Genomic DNA, 20,980 nt, shown 5'->3' with positions numbered 1-20,980 from the left:
ATGGAGTGGATCGACCTCGAGTCGGTGATCAAGTGCGACCACGACGGCCGGGTGACCAACCTGGCGTCGCAACAGTGGGTCACGATCGGCGGTGTTCCGGTGCTGGTCGCCACCGATCCGGAGGGGCGCGACATCGTCGCCTGCCCCAACTACGGCCCCACCGTCAAGCCGTGCGCCAAGACCTTGAAGGTCGCCGTCGGCTACAGCGAACGCCTGAAGATCGACGGCCACCAGGTCGTGCTGTCGCACCTGGACGGCCTGACCGACGGCACTCCGCCCGGTTTCGTGCACTACAAGGTCCGTGATCCGAAGCAGACGTACGTGAGGTCCGACCTATGAAGGCGATCCGGTTCCTGGGCGCCGGGTTCGACGCGGCCGTCACCGGCGGGCTCGGCCTGACCTCGGCCGGGACGTTGGCGATGACCGAGGGCGACGAGACCGTGCGGCAGGCCCTGTTCCTGCTGTTGTCGACGACGCCGGGCGAGCGGCTGATGCGCCCCGGCTACGGCTCCCGGCTGCACCGGCTGGTCTTCGCGCCCAACGACGACACCACCGCCGGGCTGGCCATCCACTACGTACGCCAGGCGATCGCCCGCTGGGAGCCGCGCGTGGACGTGCTCGACGTCGACGCCCACCCGGATCCGGACGCGCCGTGGCGGCTGCTCATCCGGCTCGACTACCGGGTGAAGGCGAGCCTGTCGCCGGGTGTCCTGGCCTTCTCGGTGGATCTCGACCCCTATGCCCAGCCCGGCTCCGAAGACGCGGGAGACCTCCGATGACCCTGCCCGTGCCCAACCTCGACGACCGCACCTTCCTCGACCTCGTGACCGAGGCGCGCGACCGGATCCGGCGTACGCACCCGGACTGGGATCTGTCGGTCCACGATCCCGGCATCGCGCTCGTCGAGGCGTTCGCCCACCTCACCGAGGTGATGGTCTACCGGCTGAACCAGTTGCCGGAGAAGGCGTACGTGGCGTTCCTGAACCTGCTCGGCGTCAGCCGACACGCCCCGGCCGCCGCCTGGGCCGACGTGACCTTCACGCGTACCGGGTCCGACCAGGGCACGATCCGGATTCCGGCCGGCATCCGCGTGGCGGCGGCCCGGGGCGCCGACCCGCAGCCGGTCGTCTTCGTCACCACCGAACCCGCGCTGCTGGCCGCCGGCCAGGCCGAGGTCACCGTCCGCATGCACCACTGCGAGCTGGTCGAGGCCGAACTCATCGGCACCGGCACCGGCGAACCCGGTCAGGTCCTACGAGCGGCGCGCGCACCGCTGGCGCATACCGCCGAGTCGCTGGACCTGCTGCTCGGGGTCGAGGTCCCCGCCGGTTCGGTGGAACTCGGTGCGGCCGCCCGCGAACACGACGGGCGTACCTTCGAGATCTGGCGGCCGGTCGCCAACTTCGCCGAGGCGGGCCCGGCGTCGAAGGTCTACGTCGTCGACCGCTCCACCGGCACCTTCACCTTCGCGCCCGCCGTCGATCTGCGTACCCCGGAGAACTCCACCGGCCTGGCCGCCCTCGGCGCGGTGCCGCCCGCGGGCCGACAGGTGCGAGCCTGGTACCGCGCCGGCGGCGGCCCGGCGGGCAACGTCGCCGCGGACACCCTGACCGGGCTGCGCGACCCGCTGCCCGGGGTGAAGACGACCAACCCGCAGCCCGCGCGCGGCGGCCGGGCGATGGAGTCGATGGACTCCGCGATGCTGCGCGGGCCGTACGAGTTCTTCGCCCAGCAGCGCGCGGTGACCGCGCGCGACTACGAGATCCTGGCGGCCAAGTCCGGCGCGATCGCCCGCGCCCGGGCCTTCACCCGCGCCGACGTCTACAGCTTCGCGCGGCCCGGCGAGGTCGAGGTGGTGCTGGTCCCGTCGGTTCCGGACGAGGCCCGGCCCGGCGGTCGCCTGCCGGTCGCGGTGCTGCACGACCACGAGGTCGAGGAGGCGCGCGATCGCGCCGAGGCCGACCTCGAACGGCGCCGATCCCTGGGCACGAGCTGCCGGGCCACCTGGGCGCGCTACAAGGCCGTCTCCATCCAGGCCACCGTGGTGGTACGCCGAGAGGAGGACGCCGAGGCGGTGGCCCGTCGTATCCACGACCGGCTGTACCAGACGCTCAGCCCATTGCCGACGGCGTTGAACCCGACCGGGTGGGCGTTCGGCGAACCGCTCCGCGCCTCCAATGTGTACCGAATGTTGGAGCAGGCCGAGCCGGGTGTGCGTTACGTCGACGACGTCCGCTTCGTGGTCGCCGAAGCCCCCGACGCCACCGTACGCTGCCTCGCGGCCGACCAGTACCAGCCGCGTACCTGGTATGCGGGGACCGGCGGGGTGCTGTTCCGGTCGACCAACGGCGGCGCGGGCTGGGAGGCGGTCGGCCGGTTCGACGACGAGACGGTCGTCCGCGTCGTGCCCGCCCCGGCGCCCGCCCGCCCCGGCATCGTGCCCCGGCCCGGTTCGGTCGCGGTGCTGACCCAACGCGAAACCGGTTCCCGGGTGCACCTGACGACCGACCTGGGCGAGACCTGGACCCAGCTGTCCGGGCTGGACTCCCAGGCGCAGGACCTGGCGTGGCTCGACCGGGACGGCGTCGGCATCCTGCTCGTGGCGACCGACACCGGGCTCTACGAGGTGCCGCTGCTGCCCGGCTCGGTGCCGCTGCCGATCCAGGTCGACGCCACCGACGCCGACCGCGGCTTCTACTCCGTACGCACCTTCGTCTCCGAACGCGGCGTGGCCGGAGTCGCACTGGCGTCGATGGCCAACTTCGGCGTCTACCTGTCGGTCAACGCCGGCCGCAGCGGCTCGTACGCCAACGTCGGGCTGGCCAACAGCGACTGCCGGGTGCTGGCCGTCCAGTACGACGGACCGGCGACGCTGCTGTGGACCGGCACCGGTGAGGCCGATCCGAAGAAACCGGGGCACGGCTGCTACCGGACCCGGCTGTTCGAGACCGACGTCAAATGGCAGGGCCTGGCGAACGGGTGGACCGGCGGCACCTGCCGGGGGCTCGACTTCGCCGGCGGGCTGGCCGTCGCGGCGACCCAGAGCGGCGGCGTGCTGAGCCTCGACACCCTGGCCAGCGAGCCCAGCTGGAAGACCGTGTCGGTGAACTGCGGCCTGCCGTTGCGCGACCGTACGCGATTCGTCCCGGTCGACGCGGTCGCCGCGGCCGTCGTCCCGGCCACCTCGGCAGCACCCGCCGTCGGCCGGGCCACCGTCGGCGCGGCCGGCACCGGCGGCACCTCCGCCGTCGAACGGCTGATCCTGGCGGGCGGCGCGAACGGCGTCTTCCGCAGCTCGACCGCGGTGGAGTGGACGCCCAGCGCCAACCAGTCCACCGCCGACGTCGTCACCGTCCCCGACACCTGGCTGCTCTGCTCCGGCGAGCACGACATCAAGGTGGTGCAGCAGGATGCGCCGAGCGGCGATTGAGCGGCTGCTCCCAGCCGCGTATCAGCGGGCCGCCGTCCCCGGCAGCGTGCTCAGCGCGCTGCTCGACGCGATGGAGACCCTGCACGAGCCGGACGAACGGCTGCTCGCCGACGTCGACTCGCTCTTCTCGGCGTACCGGACGTCGGAGGCGCTGGCCGCGTACCTCACCCGGTGGGTCGCCCTGGATCAGGTGATCACCTCGCCGTCCGGGGCCCGGCTGCCGATCCGCCCCGGCGACCTGCGCAACCTGGTCGCCATCGGGGCACACCTGGCCCAATGGCGCGGTACGCCCTACGGGATGCGCCGCGCCCTGGAGGTCGCGACCGGCGTACCGGGGTTCACCGTGGTCGAGCCCGCCGATCGTCCCTTCCACCTGATCGTCCGCGTACCCCCGGCCGCCGCCGACCGGCTGGCCCTGGTCACCCGCCTGGTCTCCGTGGAGAAACCGGCCGCCACCACCTTCGAGGTGGTCGTCGAACCTGCCCTGCCCCCCATTCCTACCGCTTAGGAGCACCCTCATGACGACCGAGTGGGCCGTGGTCCCCCTCGCCGAGCAGTTCACTCTGAACGCCGAGAACGCCGGCGAACTGAAGTTCAGCGTCACCAATCCGGGCGCGGCCGCCGACACCGTGGTCTTCGACGTGATCCCCGGTGACGGCGCGCAGCGGGACTGGTTCTCCGTCGCCGAGCCGCAACGGCGGGTCGGCCCCAACGAATCCGTCGAATTCCTGGTCAAGCTCAAGGTTCCGGCCGGCACCGCGCCCGCCCGCGCCGACGTCGTCGGGCTGGCGTACTCGGCGAACACCGCGCCGGAGGAGTCGTCGCGGACCAGCGGCCGGGTCGCCTTCGAGTGGAAGCCGAAGGAGAAGCCCAAACCGATGTGGCCGTGGATCGCCGCCGCGGTGGCCCTCGTGCTGCTCGTCGGCAGCATCGTGACCTGGCTGATCGTGTCGAACAAGGGCAAGCCGGAGGTGCTGCCGAGCACCAGCCCGTCGCCGTCGGCCTCGCCCACTCCGGTCACCCCGATCAACCTCACCTGGGAGGCCGAGAGCCTGGTCCCCAGCGCGCAACTGTTCCGCAAGAACGCCACCACCGCCGTCGTCGTGCAGGACAACTGCTGCGGCTTCGCCTGGAGCGGCAACCGGCAGCTGTGGTTCCAGGCGCACGCCGTGGACGAGACGTTGTCGGTCACCTTCCAGACCGACCACGAGGCCACGCTCGCCCTGCGCACCGTACGCACGACCTCGTTCGACTACGCCGACACGGTGTGGACGGTGGACGGTCAGCTCGTCGGCGGCACGTTCGCGGGTTACACCGCGGACGTCCGCAAAACCGGGCTGCTGACCGTCGGCTCGTTCAAACTGGCCGCCGGCAACCACACGCTAACCCTGCGCATCGTCGGCAAGAACGCGGCGAGCGGCGGCTACTTCGCCGGTGTCGACCAGATCGTGATCACCTCCAGCGGCATCTTCATCAATCCGGGAGACCTCGTGCTCATCACGAAGATCCCGTTGCTGAAGCCGTGAGCACGAAGCAGAAGGTGCTGCTGATCGGCCTCGCCGTCGTGCTGATCGTCCTCTTCGTGCTGGCTGTCGGGCTCGGCGGCCGGCGCGGGGACGGCGACGCCGCCGATCCGCCCGACTTCCTGAGCTGGCTCGGCAAGTTCGGGGCCAAGCAGTCCGCGGTGGACCCGACGACGGTCACCGCGCCCTGCGCGGTCGACGGCAGACCCGCCACCTTCACGTTCACCGGCTCGTGCACGCTGACCGTCGCCGACCCGGGCGGATTGAAGACCCTGACACTGCGCAGTTCGAAGACGTTCACGGTCAAGGCGCCTGCGCCCGGCGGAGCCGACGTACGCGTCAAGGACACCGTCGACCCGTCCCCGCAGCCGTCGCCGACCCCCGATCAGGCGGTCGCCCAGATCGCCGTCGACACCCGAACCGAGATCGAGCTGACCTGCCCGGGTCTCGGCACCCAGTGCACCGTCGTCGCGACGGCCGGATGACCGGGAGGAGACATGGGCGAACTACGCAAACCGTTCCTGCTCCTGGCCTTCCTGGCGGTCACGCTCGTCGTGCTGGTCGAACTCGGCTCCGGGCTCATGCTCGGCGGGCTCGACGCCTCCGGCGCGCTGGCCCACACCGCCGACGGCATGGACGTCGACCTCGGCGACATCGGCAACGTCTCGGAGCCGCCCGGCCGGGGAATCATGTACCTGGCCTTCATCGACATCATCGCGCTCTACACGACCGGCCTGTTCACCCTGAGCCTGGTCGTGCCCGACCGGGTGCAGGGCCGAGTGCAGGGCATCGCGACGCTGATCGGCTCGATCATCCTGATCATCGTCTCGATCGTCATGCTCATCATCGCGTTCATCGAGCTGATGGTGATGATCTCGCTGGTCTTCGCGTTCCCCTTCGGGACGATGGCGTACCTGGCGATCTGGGGATTCTTCCCGGTCGCGAAGGCCTCGGTCATCGTCGGCCTGCTGATGTTCCTCAAGCTGGCCTGGGCGCTCCTGCTGATCCTGGCCCAGCCGCGGTTCCTGCAGAACAAGGGGCTCGTGCTGCTGATCCTGACCTCGCTGGTCTGCACGCTGTGCCTGGAGTTCCTGCACGGCCTGCTGCCGCTGATCTTCGTCAGCATCCTGGACGACATCGGCGCGATCATCTTCGCCGTCACCGGGATCGTGTGGGGCATCGTGCTGCTCATCGGCTCGATCCCCGCCATCGTCAAGGCGGTACGCGTCACCGCCGCCCTCACGAAAACCTGATCCGCCGCAGATCAGGGACATGCAGCTGTCCGAGCGCCTCGCAAGCACGCACATCCCTGATCCAGCGGTGTCACCCGGCCGGGTGATCAGGCGTCGAAGGACGGCTTCGCGCCGAGCAAGTCGTCCTTCGCGGTGGCGGCGGCCTTCTTCGCGGAGTCGCCGGCCTGCGGCGAGTCGCTCAGCTCGGCCTCGACCTCGTCGATCAGGACGGCGAGTTCTTCGTCGACAGCCTTGTCCCGGCTGCGCTTACGGCGCACCGCGTACGCCGTGACTGCGGCCGCCGAACCCGCGGCGATGACGCCGGCCGCGATGTACGTCTTCTTACTGGGCATCTTGGGCACGTCCCCTTCCCGAGATCCTCCCTTGGTCCCGCGGATCAACCTAGCGGCCACTCTGGGCGGTTCGCAGAAAAACGGCGATTTGTCGGCACGGACGGCGTACGGGCAGGATAAGGGCATGACGCATGTGGCGGTAACCGGAGGAAGCGGAAAGCTGGGCCGGGCAGTCGTGGCGGATCTGCTCGCCCACGGCTACGAGGTACACGTCCTGGACATCGTGCCGCCGAGCGACCCCAGAGCCCGGTTCACCCGGGTGGACCTGACCGACTACGGGCAGGTCGCGGGCGCGCTGAGCGGCGTCGACGACCGGTACGCCCAGCTCGACGCGGTGGTGCACCTGGCGGCCCTGCCCGCGCCCGGCGTCGCCCCGAACGCGGTGATCTTCCACAACAACGTGACGGCCAGCTACAACATCTTCGAGGCGGCGCGGGTGGCCGGCATCCGCAACATCGTCTGGGCGTCCAGCGAGACGTTGCTCGGCCTGCCGCTGGACACCCCGCCGCTCGCCATCCCCATCGACGAGACGCATCCGCCCCGGCCGGAGTCGGCGTACTCGCTGGGCAAGCTCGTCGACGAGACCATCGCGGGGCAGTTCTGCCGTTGGGACCCCCGGCTGAAGATGATCGGGCTGCGGTTCTCCAACGTCATGGAGCCCGGCGACTACCCCCGCTTCCCCGGGTTCGACGCCGACGCGCGGCTGCGCAAGTGGAACCTCTGGGGCTACATCGACGCCCGCGACGGCGCCCAGGCGGTCCGCAAGGCGCTCGAATACACCACGCCCGGCCTGGAGGTCTTCATCATCGCCAACGCCGACACCGTGATGAGCCGCGCGTCAGCGGAGCTGGCCGCCGAGGTCTTCCCCGACGTCACGGTGACCCGGGAGGTCGCCGGCACCGAGACGCTGCTCAGCATCGACAAGGCTCGCAAGGTGCTCGGCTACGAACCCGAGCACAGCTGGCGTACTCAGGCCTGAGCCGCCACCTGCTCCTCGTAGCGCTGCCGCAGCCGAGCCGGCACCGCACTGTCGGCGAACCCGTTCACCCGGGCCTGATACCGCGCCGGGATCAGCGCCTTGACCCGCTCGGGATAGCCCGCCCCGGCCTGCGCGATGCGTACCACCGGCGGCTGGCTCAGCCGCACGGCCACCGGACCGGAGATCCGCGCGGACTGGTCCCACGGCGTACCGGGTGGCGCGGCCGCGCACAGGTAATACGCGTACGCCACGCGCACCTCGGAAACGCTCTGGGCGTCCGGAGGTTCGAAGCCGAACGGCTCGGCGGCGCACAGCACCCGGTCACCGGCGGTCACCTCGTGCCCGTGATTGTGATGCTCAGCCGGCGACACCCGTTCCAACGCCGCGACCACCTGGGGCGCGAGCGCGGCCAGAACGTCCTGTTCGGACGGTACGCGCAACGGCCCGGCCACGCCCACGGCGAGCAGCCCCAGGACGGTCAGCCCGGCCTCGACCCGGAGCCAGAAGCCGTTACGCCGCAGCCACTCAAGCATTGGCGCATTCTAATGCGTACGCCTCCGAATCAGGCCAGCGCGAGCGCGCTGAACGTCACCGCGAACGACATCGGACCCGCCGTCAGGTCGTACGCCGGCAGCGTCTTCGGGCCGCACGAGGCCGACCCGATGCCGTGCTGCGCGAGGTCGACGTTGACCCATACCCGCTCCCCGGCGACGAGGTCGGGCGCGTGCTTGGCCGCCGCCAACTGCTCCGACGTCCACCGCCGGGCGGTGAGCTGGAAGACCGGGTCGCCCTCGATACGCAGGCCGAGCCCGGAGAAGTCGGTCAGCTCCGCCCAGCGGACGTCGATGCGGGAGCCGTTCTCCTGCGGCATGACGTACGGCGTCTGCAGCTTGTCGACGGTCGACTCGAAGCGGCCGATCCGGGCCGCCTGCCGGACGTCGGCGTACGCCTCACCGGGGCCGCCGCCGTACCAGGTCACCGCGTCGATCAGGCCCGGCAGGCCGAACCGCAGCCCGAGCCGGGGCAGCACGACCGGCCAGTCCCCGTCCGGCTCGACCGACAGCTCCAGGCGCAGCCGCTCGTCGTCACCCGTCCACCGGTAGGTCGCGAACAGCCCGAAGTCCGCAGCGGCCGCCGCGGCCCGCGTACGCACCACGAGCGCGTCACCATCCAGAGTGGACGAGATCAGTCGCTCCCGTACGCGGTCCAGCCCGTGCTGCCGCCACGCCTCGGCCAGTCTGCCGTTGAACCCTTCGTCGTTGTCGGTCGGCGCACGCCAGACGTCCAACCGGGGCGGGTGGAACGTGACACCGCCGATGCCGGTGAGCCGCCCGTCGGTGAACCGCCCGGGGCCGACCCGCTGCACCGAGGGCTGCCGTCGCGTCGCGTTGAGCGGCCTAGGAGACCAGGCGACCGCCTGCCACTGACCCCACGCGATCTCGTGCTCGGCCGGGGCCCACGGGGTGTCCTTGGCGAGCACCGCCCGCACCGTCCAGTAGGCCTCGCCCGCCGGCGTGCCCTTCGGCGCGGGCGGCAGCGGCAGATCCGCGTACGCCCCGGCGGCGAGCGGCGGGCAGGTCAGCTCGCCCGCGCCCAGGACCACCCCCTGCACCTGGTACGACCAGCGCAGCCGGATGTCGGTCAGCTCGGCGAAGTCGTACCGGTTCGTGACGCGTACGGCGTCGCCCGAAGGGGCCCGCGTCAGCCGGATCGGCTCGACGACCTTCTTGAACTCCAGGAGCCCCGGCGACGGCGTACGGTCCGGGAAGACCAGCCCGTCGCAGACGAAGTTCCCGTCGTGCAACTCCTCGCCGAAGTCGCCGCCGTAGCCGTAGATCTCCCGGCCCTCGGCGTCCCGCGTACGCAGCCCGTGGTCGATCCACTCCCAGATGAACCCGCCCTGGAGGCGGTCGTGCTGCTCGAAGAGCTGCTGGTACTCCAGGATGCCGCCCGGGCCGTTGCCCATGGCGTGACCGTACTCGCACAGGATGAACGGCATCCGGCGCCGCCGCGCGTCCAGCTCCGCGTCGTCGAGCGGCGCCTCGGCGCCCTGCCCGATCAGGGCGACTTCGTCCTGGTGGGCGTACATGCGGGAGTAGACGTCGACGTACCGGCAGGACCAGTCGCCTTCGTAGTGCAGTGGACGGGTCGGGTCCAGCCCCCGGATCGCCGTGGCCATGTGCCCGAGGTTCTCGCCGACGCCCGCCTCGTTGCCGAGCGACCACAGGATGATCGAGGGATGGTTCCGATCCCGCGCGACCATTCGGACCGCCCGGTCGACCAGGGCCTCCCGCCAGGCCGGATCGTCGGTCGGATTACGCCGCCAGCCGGTCTCCTCGAAGCCGTGCGTCTCGAGGTCGCACTCGTCGATCACCCACAAGCCGAGTTCGTCGCACAGGTCCAGGAACCGCGGATGCGGCGGGTAGTGGCTGGTCCGGACGGCGTTGATGTTGTGCCGCTTCATGAGCAGCAGGTCGGCCCGCATCAGCTCCTCGCTCATGACGCGGCCGTGATCGGGGTCGAACTCGTGCCGGTTGACCCCCCGGAGCAGGATCCGCCGCCCGTTCACCCGCAGTACGCCATCCACGATGGACACGGTGCGGAAGCCGACCCGCACCACGGCCCGCTCGGTCGCGGTCGCCACCTCGACCCGGTACAGCCGGGGCGTCTCGGCCGTCCACGGCTGCACCGGGCGGCTCACCGACTCCCCTGCCGCGACGTCGATGCCCAGTTCGGCGCAGGTCACCCGGGCGTCGCCGGCCGGCCCCTCGACCACCAGCGTGCCCAGGCCGGTGCTCTCGGCGTACAAGCTGGTGATGCGAATGTCGGGCAGACCAGCCGGCGGCCGGGCGATCAGGGTGACGTCACGGAAGATCCCCGGAAGCCACCACATGTCCTGATCCTCGACATACGTCCCCGCGGACCACTGGTGCACGCGGACCGCGACCACGTTGCCGGTCGGCCGCAGCAGGTGGCCGACGGCGAACTCGACCGGCAGCCGCGAGCCGAACGTGATGCCCAGCTCGACGCCGTTCAGCCAGACCTTGCCGCACGACTCGATGCCGTCGAACCGCAGCACCGCGTCACCGCCTGGCCAGTCCGCCGGCAGGTCGAAGCTGAGCCGATGGTCGCCGGTGGGGTTCTCGTCCGGCACGAACGGCGGGTCGATCGGGATGGGAAAGCGCACGTTCGTGTAGATCGGGCGACCCCACGCACCGTCACCGTGCAACGGCCAGTGCGACGGCACCGGCAGATCGGCCCAGCTCGCGTCGTCGAACCCCGGGTCCGCGAAATCCTCGGGCGCGCCCGCCCGCGGATGCCAACGGAACCGCCAGGTCCCGTTCAAACTCAACCGGGGCGCGTCGGAGACGACGTGCGCGCGCGGCGTGAGGCCGCCGGCGCCGGGCGAGATGACCTGGTGGTACGCCACTGGAGCTCCCGTTTTGCGAGGTGGTGCGCGGTCGTGCCCCGCCAATGTAGCCGACTGATCATGGTGGGGCGGTCGGCCCAGGTCAGTACCGTTTGATGAACCGGATCAAGTCGGCCTGCACCGTCGCCCACCCGGCGTGGAACGACAGGGGCGCCGCGCTGGCGGGGGTCTGCCCGGTGCGGAGGACACGATTGACGAAATCGACCAGCGCAGCCCGGCCGAATCGCTGTTCCAGCCGGTAGACGGCCAGGAAGGCGACGCCGTAGCGGCCGTTGGCCGCGGCGACCGAGGCGTTGTCCGCCGGGGAGATCCCGGGCAGCTTCCCGTTCCAGCCCGAGTCCACGAAGCGCCGGGTCACCGAGGTCGCGTCCCAGGTCAGACCATGTTCAGCCGCCTCCGCGTAGCCCTCGATCAGCCACCAGTTGTTCGACCAGTAGTACGTCCCGTACGCCGACGCGGTGTGGGTCAATTCGTGGCGCATCACGCCGGGCAGATAGGACGCGCTGATCTCGGCGCTGTTCAGCACGACCTCGGCGCTGAACGGGCCGGTCGAGATCGAGTAGCCGATGGCCCATTTCGCGCGCTGCCCGCCGAACCAGGTCTTCCACTCGCCCTTGCTCGCGAGGTAGACCCGATACCGGTCCGGCATCCGGCCACCGACGGCGTACTGGTCGGCTTTGGCCGCGCCCTGCTCGGCGGCGGCCAGGGCGGCCGGCAGCCGCCCGCGGAGCGAGGCGGTCGCGGCGACCATCGTCCGCGGCCCGATCGCCACGTACAGATCGGCCAACTCCCACGGATGCGTGTTCTCGTACGCGTGGCTGCCGGTCTTGCTGGGACTCAGGGCGATCAGCCGAGGCCCGTCCGCGGTGTCCTGCCAGACCGACGGCTCGACGACGCGTACAGCGACGCAGTCCGGCCGGACGAAGCACACGTCGATGTTCAGCGCGACCTTCCACTGCCCCGGTTTGTCGCCGCCGAGCAGCGCCCCAGCGTTGACCCGGTACACCGAGGCCCTCATCGCCGTCAGGTTGCGGTACTGCCGCCGCAGCATCGCCGTCGCCCCCGGCGACGTCGCGACCTGCAGGTACGTCTCCTGGTCGTGGGCCAGCAACGCCCCGGCGAGCTTGGTCAAGGCCGCCGCCACGCCGTCACGGACCACCAGCATCCGCAACGCAGTCGTGTCCCCGACGGAGGTGGGGATCGTCGGCTTCGGGGACGGCGTCGGCATGGGCGGCAGCACGATGGAGTGCCGGTCCGACCGGAACGCGTACGCGGCGGCAGCGGCCCCTGGCAGACCCACGATCAGGGCGAACGCGACCAGCAACAGCACTAGGCGGCGGGCGGTCGAGCGTCGCGCGGTCACCGGGTACGGCGTCGAGGAGTCAAGATCAGCGGAGGACACCGGCGGAGCTTAGGGCCTGGTCACTGGTTCGCGCTGCCCCCGGTGGGCGTACCCGGATAAACGGTCACCGTCCGGTGCGGATCAGGGTTCTGCATGCTTCCGAGTCCCTCGGAAGCATGCAGAACCCTGATCCGCCCAGAGAGGGCGTACGCGTAGGGAGAGGGCGTCCGCGTCAGGCGCGGTCGAGGCCCCGTCGCGTCAGCAGCGGCTCGATCTGCGGATCACGGCCCCGGAAGCCCCGGAAGAAGCTGAGCGCGTCCGCCGTGCCGCCCCGCGACAGCAGCTCGGTGCGGAACGTGTCGCCGCTGCTCCGGAGCAGGCCGCCCTGCTCCTTGAACCACTCGACGGTGTCGGCGTCGAGCACCTCGCTCCAGATGTAGGAGTAGTACCCGGCGCTGTACGCCGACCCGGTGAAGATGTGCGCGAAGTAGGTCGTCCGGTAGCGCGGCGGCACCGCCGGCACGTTCACTCCGGCCTTCGTCAGCGCGTCGGCCTCGAACGCCACCACGTCGTCGAGCAGCCCCGGCGCTTCCAGGTCCTCCACGGTCAGCGTGTGGTACGCCAAGTCCAGCAACGCCGCCGCGAGGTACTCGGTCGTGGCGAAGCCCTCATTGAACTTCGCCGCAGCCTGCAACCGGTCGACGATCTCCTGCGGCAGCCGCTCGCCGGTCTGGTAGTGCGTCGCGTAGTTGCTCAGCACCTCCGGCCACAGCATCCAGACCTCGTTCACCTGTGAGGGGAACTCCACGAAGTCGCGCGGGACACGCGTACCGGTGAACTTGGGGTACCGGACGTTGGAGAAGAGCCCGTGCAGCGCGTGCCCGAACTCGTGGAACATCGTCCGCACCTCGTCCAGCGTGAGCAGCGTCGGCTCACCGGCCGGCGGCTTGCTGATGTTGAGGTTGTTCACCACGACCGGCTTGGAGCCGAACAGGTGCGACTGGGTCACCAGGCTGTTCATCCAGGCGCCGCCCCGCTTGGAGTCGCGGGTGTAGAAGTCGCCGTAGAACAGGCCGAGCGCCGTCCCGTCGGAGTTGAACACCTCGAAGACGCGCACGTCCGGGTGGTAGCCGGGCAGGTCGTGGCGCTCGCTGAAGCCCAGGCCGTAGAGCTTGCCGGCGGCGTGGAAGACCCCGTCGACCAGCACGCGCTCCAACTCGAAGTACGGCCGCAGCTCGCTCTCGTCGATGTCGTAGCGCTGCTTGCGGACCTTCTCGGTGTAATAGGCCCAGTCCCAGGCCTCGACCGCGAAGCCGCCGCCCTCCGCGTCCACGACCGCCTGCAGGTCGGCCAGCTCGGCCTCCGCGTTGGCCACCGCCGCCGGCGCCAGCTTCGCCAGCATGCCCAGCGCGGCGTCCGCGGTCCGCGCGGTGTTGTCCTCGATCTGGTACGCCGCGTGATGCGGATACCCCAGCAGTCGCGCCCGTTCGGCGCGCAACCTGACGATCCGGCGTACGAGATCGGACGTGTCGTTGTCGTTGCTCTGCGCTCCGCGTACCACCGAGGTCTGATGGATCCGCTGGCGCAAGCCGCGGTCGTGGAGCGACGCGAGCGGCGGCTGAGCGGTCGGGAGGATGAGGGTGAGCGCGTAACCGTCGAGGTCGCGGGCCTTGGCCGCCTCGTGGGCCGACGCGATCGCGTCGTCGGAGAGCCCGGCCAGCTCGGCGGCGTCGGAGACCACGACGGCGCTGTCGTTGGTGTCGGCCAGCAGCTGGTTGCCGAACGCCGTGCACAGCGTGGCCAGCTCGGCGTTGTACGCCCGCAGCCGCTCTGCGTCCTCATCGGACAGTTGCGCGCCCGCCCGGACGAACTCGGTGTGATAGCGCTCGAGCAGCCACGCCGACTCGGGGTCGAGCCCGAGCGAGTCACGGCGCTCGTAGAGCGAGCTGATCCGGGCGTAGAGCCGCTTGTCGAGGAAGATGGCGTCGCTGTGGGCCGCCGTCTCAGGCGCGATCTCGGCCTCGATCTCCTGCAGGCCAGGCGTGGTGTCGGCACCGGTGACGTTGTAGAAGGCGAGCGAGACCCGCTGCAACAGCCGGCCCGTCCGCTCCAAGGCGACCAGCGTGTTCTCGAAGGTCGGCTCGTCGGCCTGGACGGCGATGGCCTCGACCTCGGCGCGCTGCTCGGCCATGCCCGCCCGCAGTGCCGGGAGGTAGTGCTCCTCGGCGATCCGGTCGAACGGCGGAACCTCGTAAGGCAGGTCGCTGGGGGTGGCGAACGGATTATCGGCCGGCAGCATCTAACGCGCTCCCTCTCATAGTCGCATGCGGTGCCGCCGACTCTACTCGCGGCTGGGCACCCGTCGAACCACATTAACGAGGGCATACTTGCCCAGTGAGTGATCTTCCGGTCCCGGTGCCCGAGGCCCTCGGCACCGTCGTCGAAGCCGTCCAGCCCACCCACAATCAGGGCAATGCGGCCACGGGCGGGATCTGGCTCGTCGAAGGCTCCGCCGGTTCGGCGGTCCTGAAGATCGCCCGCCCGCCGACGGACCCGCCGTCGGGTAATCCCGCCTGGCCGACCAGCGACGACCCCGGACACTGGAACTACTACCGTCGCGAGCCGTTCGCCTACCGCTCCGGGATTTCCGACTCGTACGCCGACTTCGGAGTGGCCGCCCCGTCGCTGCTGTCGTCGTCGGAGCTGCCGGACGGCTCGGTCGCCCTGTGGCTCGACGTCGTCACCGGTACGCCCGGCACCTCATGGAAGCCCGCCGACTTCCAGTCCTTCGCCGAGCGGCTGGGCGCGGCGCAGGGATCGTTCGTCGGACGTGTCCCACCGATGCCCTGGCTGTCCCGCGGCTGGCTTCGTTCCTATGTGGAGCGTACGCCGATCTGGGCCAAGTGGGACGTCGACTGGGACCACCCGCTCGCCCAAGTCTGGCCGGTCGCCGTCCGGCGCCGACTCGCCGCGCTGTGGTCTGCCCGGCTGTCGCAGGTAGACCGCGCGGTCGCAGCCCCACGCACCCTGGCCCACCTCGACGTCTGGATCATGAACCTGTTCTCCTCGCCCACCGGGTTCACCCTGCTGGACTGGGCGTTCGTCGGCGAAGGCGGCCTCGGCGAAGACCCCGCGAACCTCATCGTCGACAGCGTCACCGACGGCTACCTCCCCGTCTCACTGCTCCCCGAGATCGACGCCGCGGTCACCTCCGGATACATCACCGGGCTGCGGGCCGGCGGCTACACCGGGCCGGTCTCCTCGATTCCCTCATTCATCCGCGCGTACGGCGCGGCCAAATACTCGTGGTTCGCCCCGGCCGTGCTCGGCCGGTGCATCGCCGAGGGAACGGTCGGGCATGCCTCCTATGGCGTACGCGGAACGGCCGAAGAGGAATTGGCGAGGCTGACCGGATTGGTCACGATGCTGGCGCGCTGGGCCGACGACCTTCCCCTCGACTGACCGCCGCTCGGTTGTGGTTCGCCGATTTGTCGCGCGGGATTTGTGGCGTGCTGCAATGGCATTCTGCGCAGGCGAGCCCGCGGCTCGCAGTGGTGCGCTGAGGTGCGCGGCCGGACGGTCGACGCCTGGGTGGCCGCGAGCCGCGGGGGATGGCGGTGCCGTGGGCGATCTCGCGTGGCAAGGTGGGGGCATGCGGCTTGCTGTCTTCATCGAACCCCAGCTCGGGGCCTCCTACGACGACCAGCTCCGGATCGCCCAGCACGCCGAGGAACTCGGCTTCGAGGCGTTCTTCCGGTCCGACCACTTTCTCACCATGGGAAGCAACAGCGGGGTGCCCGGCCCGACCGACTCGTGGGCGACGCTCGCGGCGATCGCCGTACAGACGTCGCGGATTCGGCTGGGGACGCTGCTGACGTCGGCGACCTTCCGGTTCCCGGGCCTGCTGGCGATCACGGTCGCGCAGGTCGATCAGATGAGCCACGGCCGGGTCGAGCTGGGCCTCGGGGCCGGCTGGTTCGAGGCGGAGCACACGGCGTACGGGGTGCCCTTCCCCCCGGTGCGGGAACGGTTCGAGCGGCTGGAGGAGCAGCTCGCGATCGTCACCGGACTGTGGACGACGCCGGACGGCGAGCGCTTCTCCTTCCAGGGCAAGCACTATGAGCTGACGGACTCCCCCGCGCTGCCCAAGCCGACGCAGTCGCCGCGGCCGCCCGTCATCGTCGGCGGGCACGGCAAACGGCGTACGCCGGAACTCGCGGCCCGCTTCGCCGACGAGTTCAACGTTCCGTTCGGCACGGTCGAGGGCACCGGCGAGGCGTACGCCCGGGTGCGCGAAGCCTGCGCGGCGGCGGGCCGGGAAGCGCCGGTGTTCTCGGCGGCGCAGACGATCGCGGTCGGCCGGACCGAAGCCGAGGCCCGCGAGCGGGCCGACGCCATCGGCCGGCAGCCGCCGCTGTTCGGTACGCCCACCCAGGTCGCCGAGCAGATCGGGCGGTTCGCCGAGGTGGGCGCGACCCGGATGTTCCTGCAGGTACTGGACCTGTCCGACCTGGACCACCTGGACGTCATCCAGCACGACCTCGCCCCGCTCCTCCCCTGACGCACCTGGTGGGTGTCGGAGGGGGTGTTTAGACTCCGGCGGCGTGGAGCTTTCGGCGTACGCGGCCGACCTCATGCGGGTCGTCTCCGATCCCATGGCGGCCCAAGACGACCCGCTCGCGCACCGGTCGGTGGACGAGGCGCGGCTGTCCGATCACGACCTCGGCGCGCTCGCGGTCGCAGCGCAGCGGCGGCTGCCCGGCTTCGGCTATTCCACGCTCATGTACTCGCTGGACGTGGTGCTGCGTACGCGGCAGCCGAGGTTCACGACGCAGACCTGCGCCGACTTCCTCGACGCGGTCGCGGGCCGGGCGGCACGGGACCTCGGCGGCCATCCGACGCTCGCCGTCAACGCGCTGCTCCACTGTGACGGCCCGTGGCCGCCGAGCGCCGCCAAGAGCATCGGTTCGCTGCTGCGGTCGCTGATCAAGAACGCTCGGTTCACCGCGCCGTACGCGATGGTCGCGCTCGCTGCGGTCTCCGGTGGTCTGACCGGGGTGCTCATCCGGCAGGTCTTCAAGAACACCCTCCCGCCCATCGCCCAGGAGGAACTAGCCGTGCTGACGAAGATCGGGCCGCCCAGCCTGCTGCCGATCGCCGAGTTGAGCTCGGATCGCGGTTACGACCTGCCACCGCCGTCGTCGGGTCAGTGGCGACGGCTGGCCGACACCGAGGAGTACCGGGCGTACTGCTGGGCCGCGTTGCGTACGGCGGCCGACCGGGCGGCTCGCATCCACAGTGGCGAGCTGCCGTTCGTCGCGGACAAGGCGTTCGACCATCTGGAGGTCGCCACGCTCGGCCGGGCGGCCCGCGTCCTGCTGCTGCTGGACGAGCGGGAGCTGCCCGAGCTGCTGCGGCCCTTGGTGTTCCAGGTCAGCGTGGCGCCGACAGCGGCCAAGACGCTCCCCTCTCAGGCGCTGCTCTACGAGATCGCGCGCGCCGCCATCGACTTCCCCACGCCGGAGGTGCTGACCATCCTGCGGGAGGCACGGTCCCGCGTACGGCACAAGGGCGTACCCAAGCAGCTGGATCGAAAGCTGAAGATGATCGAGCTGGCACTGGCCGATCGGCCGGAGGTCGCGACCAGGCTGCCCGACCTGGGTTTCGAGGCCGACGGCACGCTGGAGGTCGCGGCCGGGCCGCAGGCCGCGGTGCTCGTGGCGACGGCCGAGGAGGTCACGCTCAGCTGGCGCGCCGACGGCGGCAAGGTCTCCGCGACCCCGTCCGCCGTGGTCAAACGCGACCACAAGGAGGTCGTGGCGGCGGCCCGGGATCTGCTCAAACGGGCGAGGGCGCACCATCGTTCGCTCGTCCGGGCGTTGGAGAGCGGCATCGCGGCACCGGCCGAGCAGACCGTGGACCGATGGCGGGCCGAGCTGGGCGGCACCGGGCTCGGCCTCGCCGTGGCGCGCGGGCTGATCTGGGAGGTCGAGGTCTCCCCCGGCCGATGGCAGTCGGTGATGCCCGAGGGTGGCGACTTCGTCGGCCCGGACGGGGTCGTGGTCAAGCCGGTCGGCGACGCGGGCATCCGGCTGTGGCATCCGATCCGGTCGACCGTCGACGAGATCCAGGCCTGGCGCGAGCGGTTCCTCGCCGCCGGCCTCCGCCAGCCGTTCAAGCAGGCCTTCCGCGAGATCTATCTGCTGACCCCGGCCGAGGAGCAGGCCGGGACCGAGTCGCTCCGGTTCGCCGCGCACATCGTGCGGTACAAGCAGTTCTACGCCCTGGTCAAGGGCCGCGGCTGGAGTACGCCGATGCTCGGCCCCTGGGACGGAGGCGACTTCGCCGAAGCCGTACGGGTCCTGCCCGGCGGCCAGTGGCGAGTCGTTCTGGACCAGGAGTACGCCGACGCCGACAACGAATGCGCGGTCACCGGCCGGATCCGGTTCGATCGCCGGGTCGACGGCAGTTTCCGGTCCGCCGGCGTGACCGAGGTGCCGCCGATGCTGTTCAGCGAGGCCATGCGGGACGTCGACCTCTTCGTCGGCGTCACCTCGGTCGCCGCTGATCCGGAGTGGACGCTACGGCGGGAGCAGCACCACGCGTACTGGTGGGAGACGGGTTTCGGCGATCTCACCGAGACCGCACAGAGCCGCCGGGACGCGTTGGCCCGCGTCCTGCCCCGGCTGAACATCGCCGACCGCTGCGAGCTTCGGGATCGCTGGCTGTACGTGCGGGGCAGTCTGCGCACCTACAAGATCCACCTGGGCAGCGGCAACATTCTCATGGAGCCGGACGACGCGTACCTGTGCATCGTGCCGGCCCGCGGGAAGGCGGATCAGGTGTATCTGCCGTTCACCGACGATCGGCTGGCCCTCATCCTGAGCAAGGCGTTCCTGCTCGCCGCCGACGGCAAGATCACCGACCAGTCGATCCTCCGGCAGATCGGCGTCACCGGTCGTGCAGGCGTCGAGACATGAGCGTCTGGATCTCCAGGTCGTGCTCAGCCCGCACGCGCAGTTCGTTCTCCAGCTCGTAGAGGCGGGCCAGCACGCCGTCATCGGGATCGAGGACGCTGCTCGCCAATCCGATCACCGAATCGTCCCGATCTGGCGTCGACCATTCGAACAACAGGTCAAGGAGCATGTCAGGAGTCTCGGCCGGATCAGGCGCGCTGGTCAGGCCGAGCCAGGGTCGGCCGACCCAACCGCCGAGAAGCGCGGTGAAGGTCTCCAGGCAGTGCCGCATCTCCTCCTGGGCCAGGTCGCCATCCAGGCGGGCGCGGAGGCCGGTGTACAGGTCCGACATCGTCAGGCCCAGCACCCGGGCTCCCGCGTACGCCCAGCGATCGGAGCCGGTTCCGCCGCCGTTCGCCTCCCACCTCGGGTCCCAGAGCAACCGCGTGAACGTGGCGCGAGCCCGGTCGCCGTGGAGCGCGATGCCCAGGATCAGTCCACCATTGCAGTCGGTAGAGGCGGCGTCCTCGCCCCATGCGGCGAGCCTGCCCAGCCACGACGGGTCACCAGTCTTCGCCGCCAGCGCCGGCAGGAACTCCGGGAACAACGCCGCGCCCTGGTGACGCTCGAGCGCCGCGGCGACCTCCGCGCGTACGCCACGGCAGGGCAGGTGCAGCAGCCCCAGGGACGCGTTCATCGCCTCGTCGTACGGACCTTCGGCGTACTGCCACAGCATCTGCTCGGCGGGTTCGTAGCCCAGCAAGCCGACCGCGTGCAAGACCTCAGCCGGCACGCCGTCGCGCAGCCGTCCGTCATCCGTCAACTCCGCCAGCAGACGCCCGGCAGTCGACTGATCGCCGTGCTTGGCGAGCACGGGTACCAGATGCCGGCCTGCATCGGGCTGCGCCAGGAACACCGGGAGGAGCGCGTCTGCGTCGGAGGGTGAGCCGTGCCGGAGGATCACGCCGACGGCTGCCGAATCCCACCGCCCCGAGTGCGAGGCGCCCGCGTACCGGTCCAGCAACTTCTGCGTTGCCGCCGACACCGGCAGTGGCCCGCGCCTCGCGAACTCGGTCATCAGTCGGCGGCCAGCCGGATCCCCAGCGCGACCAGAGCCGTTCCCGCGATCGCGTCGGTCACCCGGCGGATGCGGACGGCGGCTGCCGCGCTGCCGGTGAGCCAGCGGCGGGCCAGCCCGACGCCGCCGATGATGAGGGTGAACCACACCATCGCCTCCAGGTCGTGCACCAGCGCCAGCAGTACGCCCATCGGCAGCGCCGGGACGTCGGCCGGGAGGAACTGCGGGAGCATGGCGACGTAGAAGACGCCGACCTTGGGGTTGAGCAGGTTCGTGGTCAGGCCCCGGGCGAACGCGCGCCACGGTGAGACCAGCGCGACGTCGACGTCGGCCGCGGTCTTGGGCCGCCGGGCGTCCCGGAGCATCATGACGCCGAGGTAGATCAGATAGATCGCGCCCGCCACCCGCATCACGGTGTACGCCGTCCGCGACGCCGTCAACAGCACGGAGATTCCGGCCGCGGCCGCGGCGCCCCAGACGAGCGCGCCGGTGCAGATCCCGAAGGCGGTGGCGAAGGCGTGCCGGCGTCCTTGCACGACCGCCGTACGCAGAACGAGAGCGGTGTCCACTCCCGGGATGATGGTCAGCAGTCCGGCGACGACGGCGAACGAGACGACCGCTGTGGTGAAGTCCATGGACCTTGAGCGTACTGCTTTC

General features: G+C 70.7%; 18 protein-coding genes. 11 read left to right on the top strand and 7 right to left on the bottom strand.

What is annotated here, in order from left to right; all coding sequences use genetic code 11:
• The 7 genes from HDA40_RS32560 to HDA40_RS32530 are packed head-to-tail and all read left to right on the top strand — an operon-like array spanning position 1 to position 6,206.
• Entirely contained in the window at positions 1–339 is a 339-nt protein-coding gene (locus HDA40_RS32560) for a hypothetical protein (protein ID WP_253761621.1), read from the top strand.
• The gene (locus HDA40_RS32555; protein ID WP_253761620.1) at positions 336–779 is read left to right on the top strand and encodes a GPW/gp25 family protein; all 444 of its coding nucleotides are present in this window, start codon (positions 336–338) and stop codon (positions 777–779) included. Before HDA40_RS32560 ends, HDA40_RS32555 begins: the two co-directional genes overlap by 4 nt.
• On the top strand, positions 776–3,430 hold the full coding sequence (locus tag HDA40_RS32550) for a putative baseplate assembly protein (protein ID WP_253761619.1): 2,655 nt from the start codon (positions 776–778) through the stop codon (positions 3,428–3,430). The genes HDA40_RS32555 and HDA40_RS32550 overlap by 4 nt, the downstream gene beginning before the upstream one ends.
• Entirely contained in the window at positions 3,411–3,938 is a 528-nt protein-coding gene (locus tag HDA40_RS32545) for a phage tail protein (RefSeq protein WP_253761618.1), read from the top strand. Before HDA40_RS32550 ends, HDA40_RS32545 begins: the two co-directional genes overlap by 20 nt.
• Positions 3,939–3,948: 10 nt before the next feature.
• Positions 3,949–4,956, top strand: a complete 1,008-nt coding sequence (locus HDA40_RS32540) for a hypothetical protein (RefSeq protein WP_253761617.1) — start codon at positions 3,949–3,951, stop codon at positions 4,954–4,956.
• The gene (locus tag HDA40_RS32535; RefSeq protein ID WP_253761616.1) at positions 4,953–5,438 is read left to right on the top strand and encodes a hypothetical protein; all 486 of its coding nucleotides are present in this window, start codon (positions 4,953–4,955) and stop codon (positions 5,436–5,438) included. The genes HDA40_RS32540 and HDA40_RS32535 overlap by 4 nt, the downstream gene beginning before the upstream one ends.
• A gap of 12 nt (positions 5,439–5,450) precedes the next feature.
• Positions 5,451–6,206, top strand: a complete 756-nt coding sequence (locus HDA40_RS32530; RefSeq protein WP_253761615.1) for a hypothetical protein — start codon at positions 5,451–5,453, stop codon at positions 6,204–6,206.
• An 86-nt stretch (positions 6,207–6,292) separates the two neighbouring features.
• Here the strand turns inward: HDA40_RS32530 and HDA40_RS32525 are convergent, their stop codons facing one another.
• Entirely contained in the window at positions 6,293–6,538 is a 246-nt protein-coding gene (locus HDA40_RS32525; protein ID WP_253761614.1) for a hypothetical protein, read from the bottom strand.
• 124 nt (positions 6,539–6,662) lie between these two features.
• Between HDA40_RS32525 and HDA40_RS32520 the strand changes: the two genes are divergently transcribed.
• On the top strand, positions 6,663–7,517 hold the full coding sequence (locus tag HDA40_RS32520) for an NAD-dependent epimerase/dehydratase family protein (RefSeq protein ID WP_253761613.1): 855 nt from the start codon (positions 6,663–6,665) through the stop codon (positions 7,515–7,517).
• Here HDA40_RS32520 and HDA40_RS32515 read toward each other — a convergent pair.
• From HDA40_RS32515 to HDA40_RS32495, 4 genes are all read right to left on the bottom strand, one after another.
• Entirely contained in the window at positions 7,508–8,050 is a 543-nt protein-coding gene (locus tag HDA40_RS32515; protein ID WP_253761612.1) for a hypothetical protein, read from the bottom strand. The two genes, HDA40_RS32520 and HDA40_RS32515, sit on opposite strands and share 10 nt — an antisense overlap.
• A 29-nt stretch (positions 8,051–8,079) precedes the next feature.
• Positions 8,080–10,947, bottom strand: coding sequence for a glycoside hydrolase family 2 TIM barrel-domain containing protein (locus HDA40_RS41780; protein WP_308197792.1), 2,868 nt, complete (start codon positions 10,945–10,947; stop codon positions 8,080–8,082).
• An 82-nt stretch (positions 10,948–11,029) separates the two neighbouring features.
• Positions 11,030–12,349, bottom strand: coding sequence for a hypothetical protein (locus HDA40_RS32500; RefSeq protein ID WP_253761611.1), 1,320 nt, complete (start codon positions 12,347–12,349; stop codon positions 11,030–11,032).
• 172 nt (positions 12,350–12,521) lie between these two features.
• Positions 12,522–14,588 carry a M3 family metallopeptidase gene (locus HDA40_RS32495; protein ID WP_253761610.1) on the bottom strand — a complete coding sequence of 689 codons (2,067 nt, stop codon included), beginning with the start codon at positions 14,586–14,588 and terminating at the stop codon, positions 12,522–12,524.
• A 95-nt stretch (positions 14,589–14,683) separates the two neighbouring features.
• Here HDA40_RS32495 and HDA40_RS32490 point away from each other — a divergent pair, with 95 nt between their 5' ends.
• From HDA40_RS32490 to HDA40_RS42315, 3 genes are all read left to right on the top strand, one after another.
• The gene (locus HDA40_RS32490) at positions 14,684–15,751 is read left to right on the top strand and encodes an aminoglycoside phosphotransferase family protein (protein ID WP_253761609.1); all 1,068 of its coding nucleotides are present in this window, start codon (positions 14,684–14,686) and stop codon (positions 15,749–15,751) included.
• A 190-nt stretch (positions 15,752–15,941) separates the two neighbouring features.
• Positions 15,942–16,850 (top strand): LLM class F420-dependent oxidoreductase, encoded by a 909-nt coding sequence (locus tag HDA40_RS32485; RefSeq protein WP_253761608.1) that lies wholly within the window; start codon positions 15,942–15,944, stop codon positions 16,848–16,850.
• Between the two features lie 43 nt (positions 16,851–16,893).
• Positions 16,894–19,269 carry a DUF4132 domain-containing protein gene (locus HDA40_RS42315; RefSeq protein WP_253761607.1) on the top strand — a complete coding sequence of 792 codons (2,376 nt, stop codon included), beginning with the start codon at positions 16,894–16,896 and terminating at the stop codon, positions 19,267–19,269.
• Here HDA40_RS42315 and HDA40_RS32475 read toward each other — a convergent pair.
• Complete coding sequence (locus tag HDA40_RS32475) at positions 19,241–20,323, bottom strand: hypothetical protein (RefSeq protein ID WP_253761606.1); 1,083 nt, start codon at positions 20,321–20,323, stop codon at positions 19,241–19,243. The two genes, HDA40_RS42315 and HDA40_RS32475, sit on opposite strands and share 29 nt — an antisense overlap.
• Positions 20,323–20,958 (bottom strand): LysE family translocator, encoded by a 636-nt coding sequence (locus HDA40_RS32470; RefSeq protein ID WP_253761605.1) that lies wholly within the window; start codon positions 20,956–20,958, stop codon positions 20,323–20,325. The genes HDA40_RS32475 and HDA40_RS32470 overlap by 1 nt, the downstream gene beginning before the upstream one ends.
• Between the last annotated feature and the right edge of the window lie 22 nt (positions 20,959–20,980).

The sequence above is a fragment of the Hamadaea flava genome, from assembly GCF_024172085.1.
GTDB lineage: Bacteria > Actinomycetota > Actinomycetes > Mycobacteriales > Micromonosporaceae > Hamadaea > Hamadaea flava.
The sequence above is the reverse complement of the archived record's forward strand: the minus strand, read 5'-3'. Positions and strand labels throughout refer to the sequence as shown.

Coding starts and splice junctions, on each gene's coding strand:
- HDA40_RS32485 (WP_253761608.1), top strand. CDS start 15,942: ATGCGGCTTGCTGTCTTCATCGAACCCCAGCTCGGGGCCTCCTACGAC.
- HDA40_RS32550 (WP_253761619.1), top strand. CDS start 776: ATGACCCTGCCCGTGCCCAACCTCGACGACCGCACCTTCCTCGACCTC.
- HDA40_RS32525 (WP_253761614.1), bottom strand. CDS start 6,538: ATGCCCAGTAAGAAGACGTACATCGCGGCCGGCGTCATCGCCGCGGGT.
- HDA40_RS32545 (WP_253761618.1), top strand. CDS start 3,411: ATGCGCCGAGCGGCGATTGAGCGGCTGCTCCCAGCCGCGTATCAGCGG.
- HDA40_RS32515 (WP_253761612.1), bottom strand. CDS start 8,050: ATGCTTGAGTGGCTGCGGCGTAACGGCTTCTGGCTCCGGGTCGAGGCC.
- HDA40_RS32475 (WP_253761606.1), bottom strand. CDS start 20,323: ATGACCGAGTTCGCGAGGCGCGGGCCACTGCCGGTGTCGGCGGCAACG.
- HDA40_RS32540 (WP_253761617.1), top strand. CDS start 3,949: ATGACGACCGAGTGGGCCGTGGTCCCCCTCGCCGAGCAGTTCACTCTG.
- HDA40_RS32560 (WP_253761621.1), top strand. CDS start 1: ATGGAGTGGATCGACCTCGAGTCGGTGATCAAGTGCGACCACGACGGC.
- HDA40_RS32470 (WP_253761605.1), bottom strand. CDS start 20,958: ATGGACTTCACCACAGCGGTCGTCTCGTTCGCCGTCGTCGCCGGACTG.
- HDA40_RS32530 (WP_253761615.1), top strand. CDS start 5,451: ATGGGCGAACTACGCAAACCGTTCCTGCTCCTGGCCTTCCTGGCGGTC.
- HDA40_RS32495 (WP_253761610.1), bottom strand. CDS start 14,588: ATGCTGCCGGCCGATAATCCGTTCGCCACCCCCAGCGACCTGCCTTAC.
- HDA40_RS32555 (WP_253761620.1), top strand. CDS start 336: ATGAAGGCGATCCGGTTCCTGGGCGCCGGGTTCGACGCGGCCGTCACC.
- HDA40_RS32520 (WP_253761613.1), top strand. CDS start 6,663: ATGACGCATGTGGCGGTAACCGGAGGAAGCGGAAAGCTGGGCCGGGCA.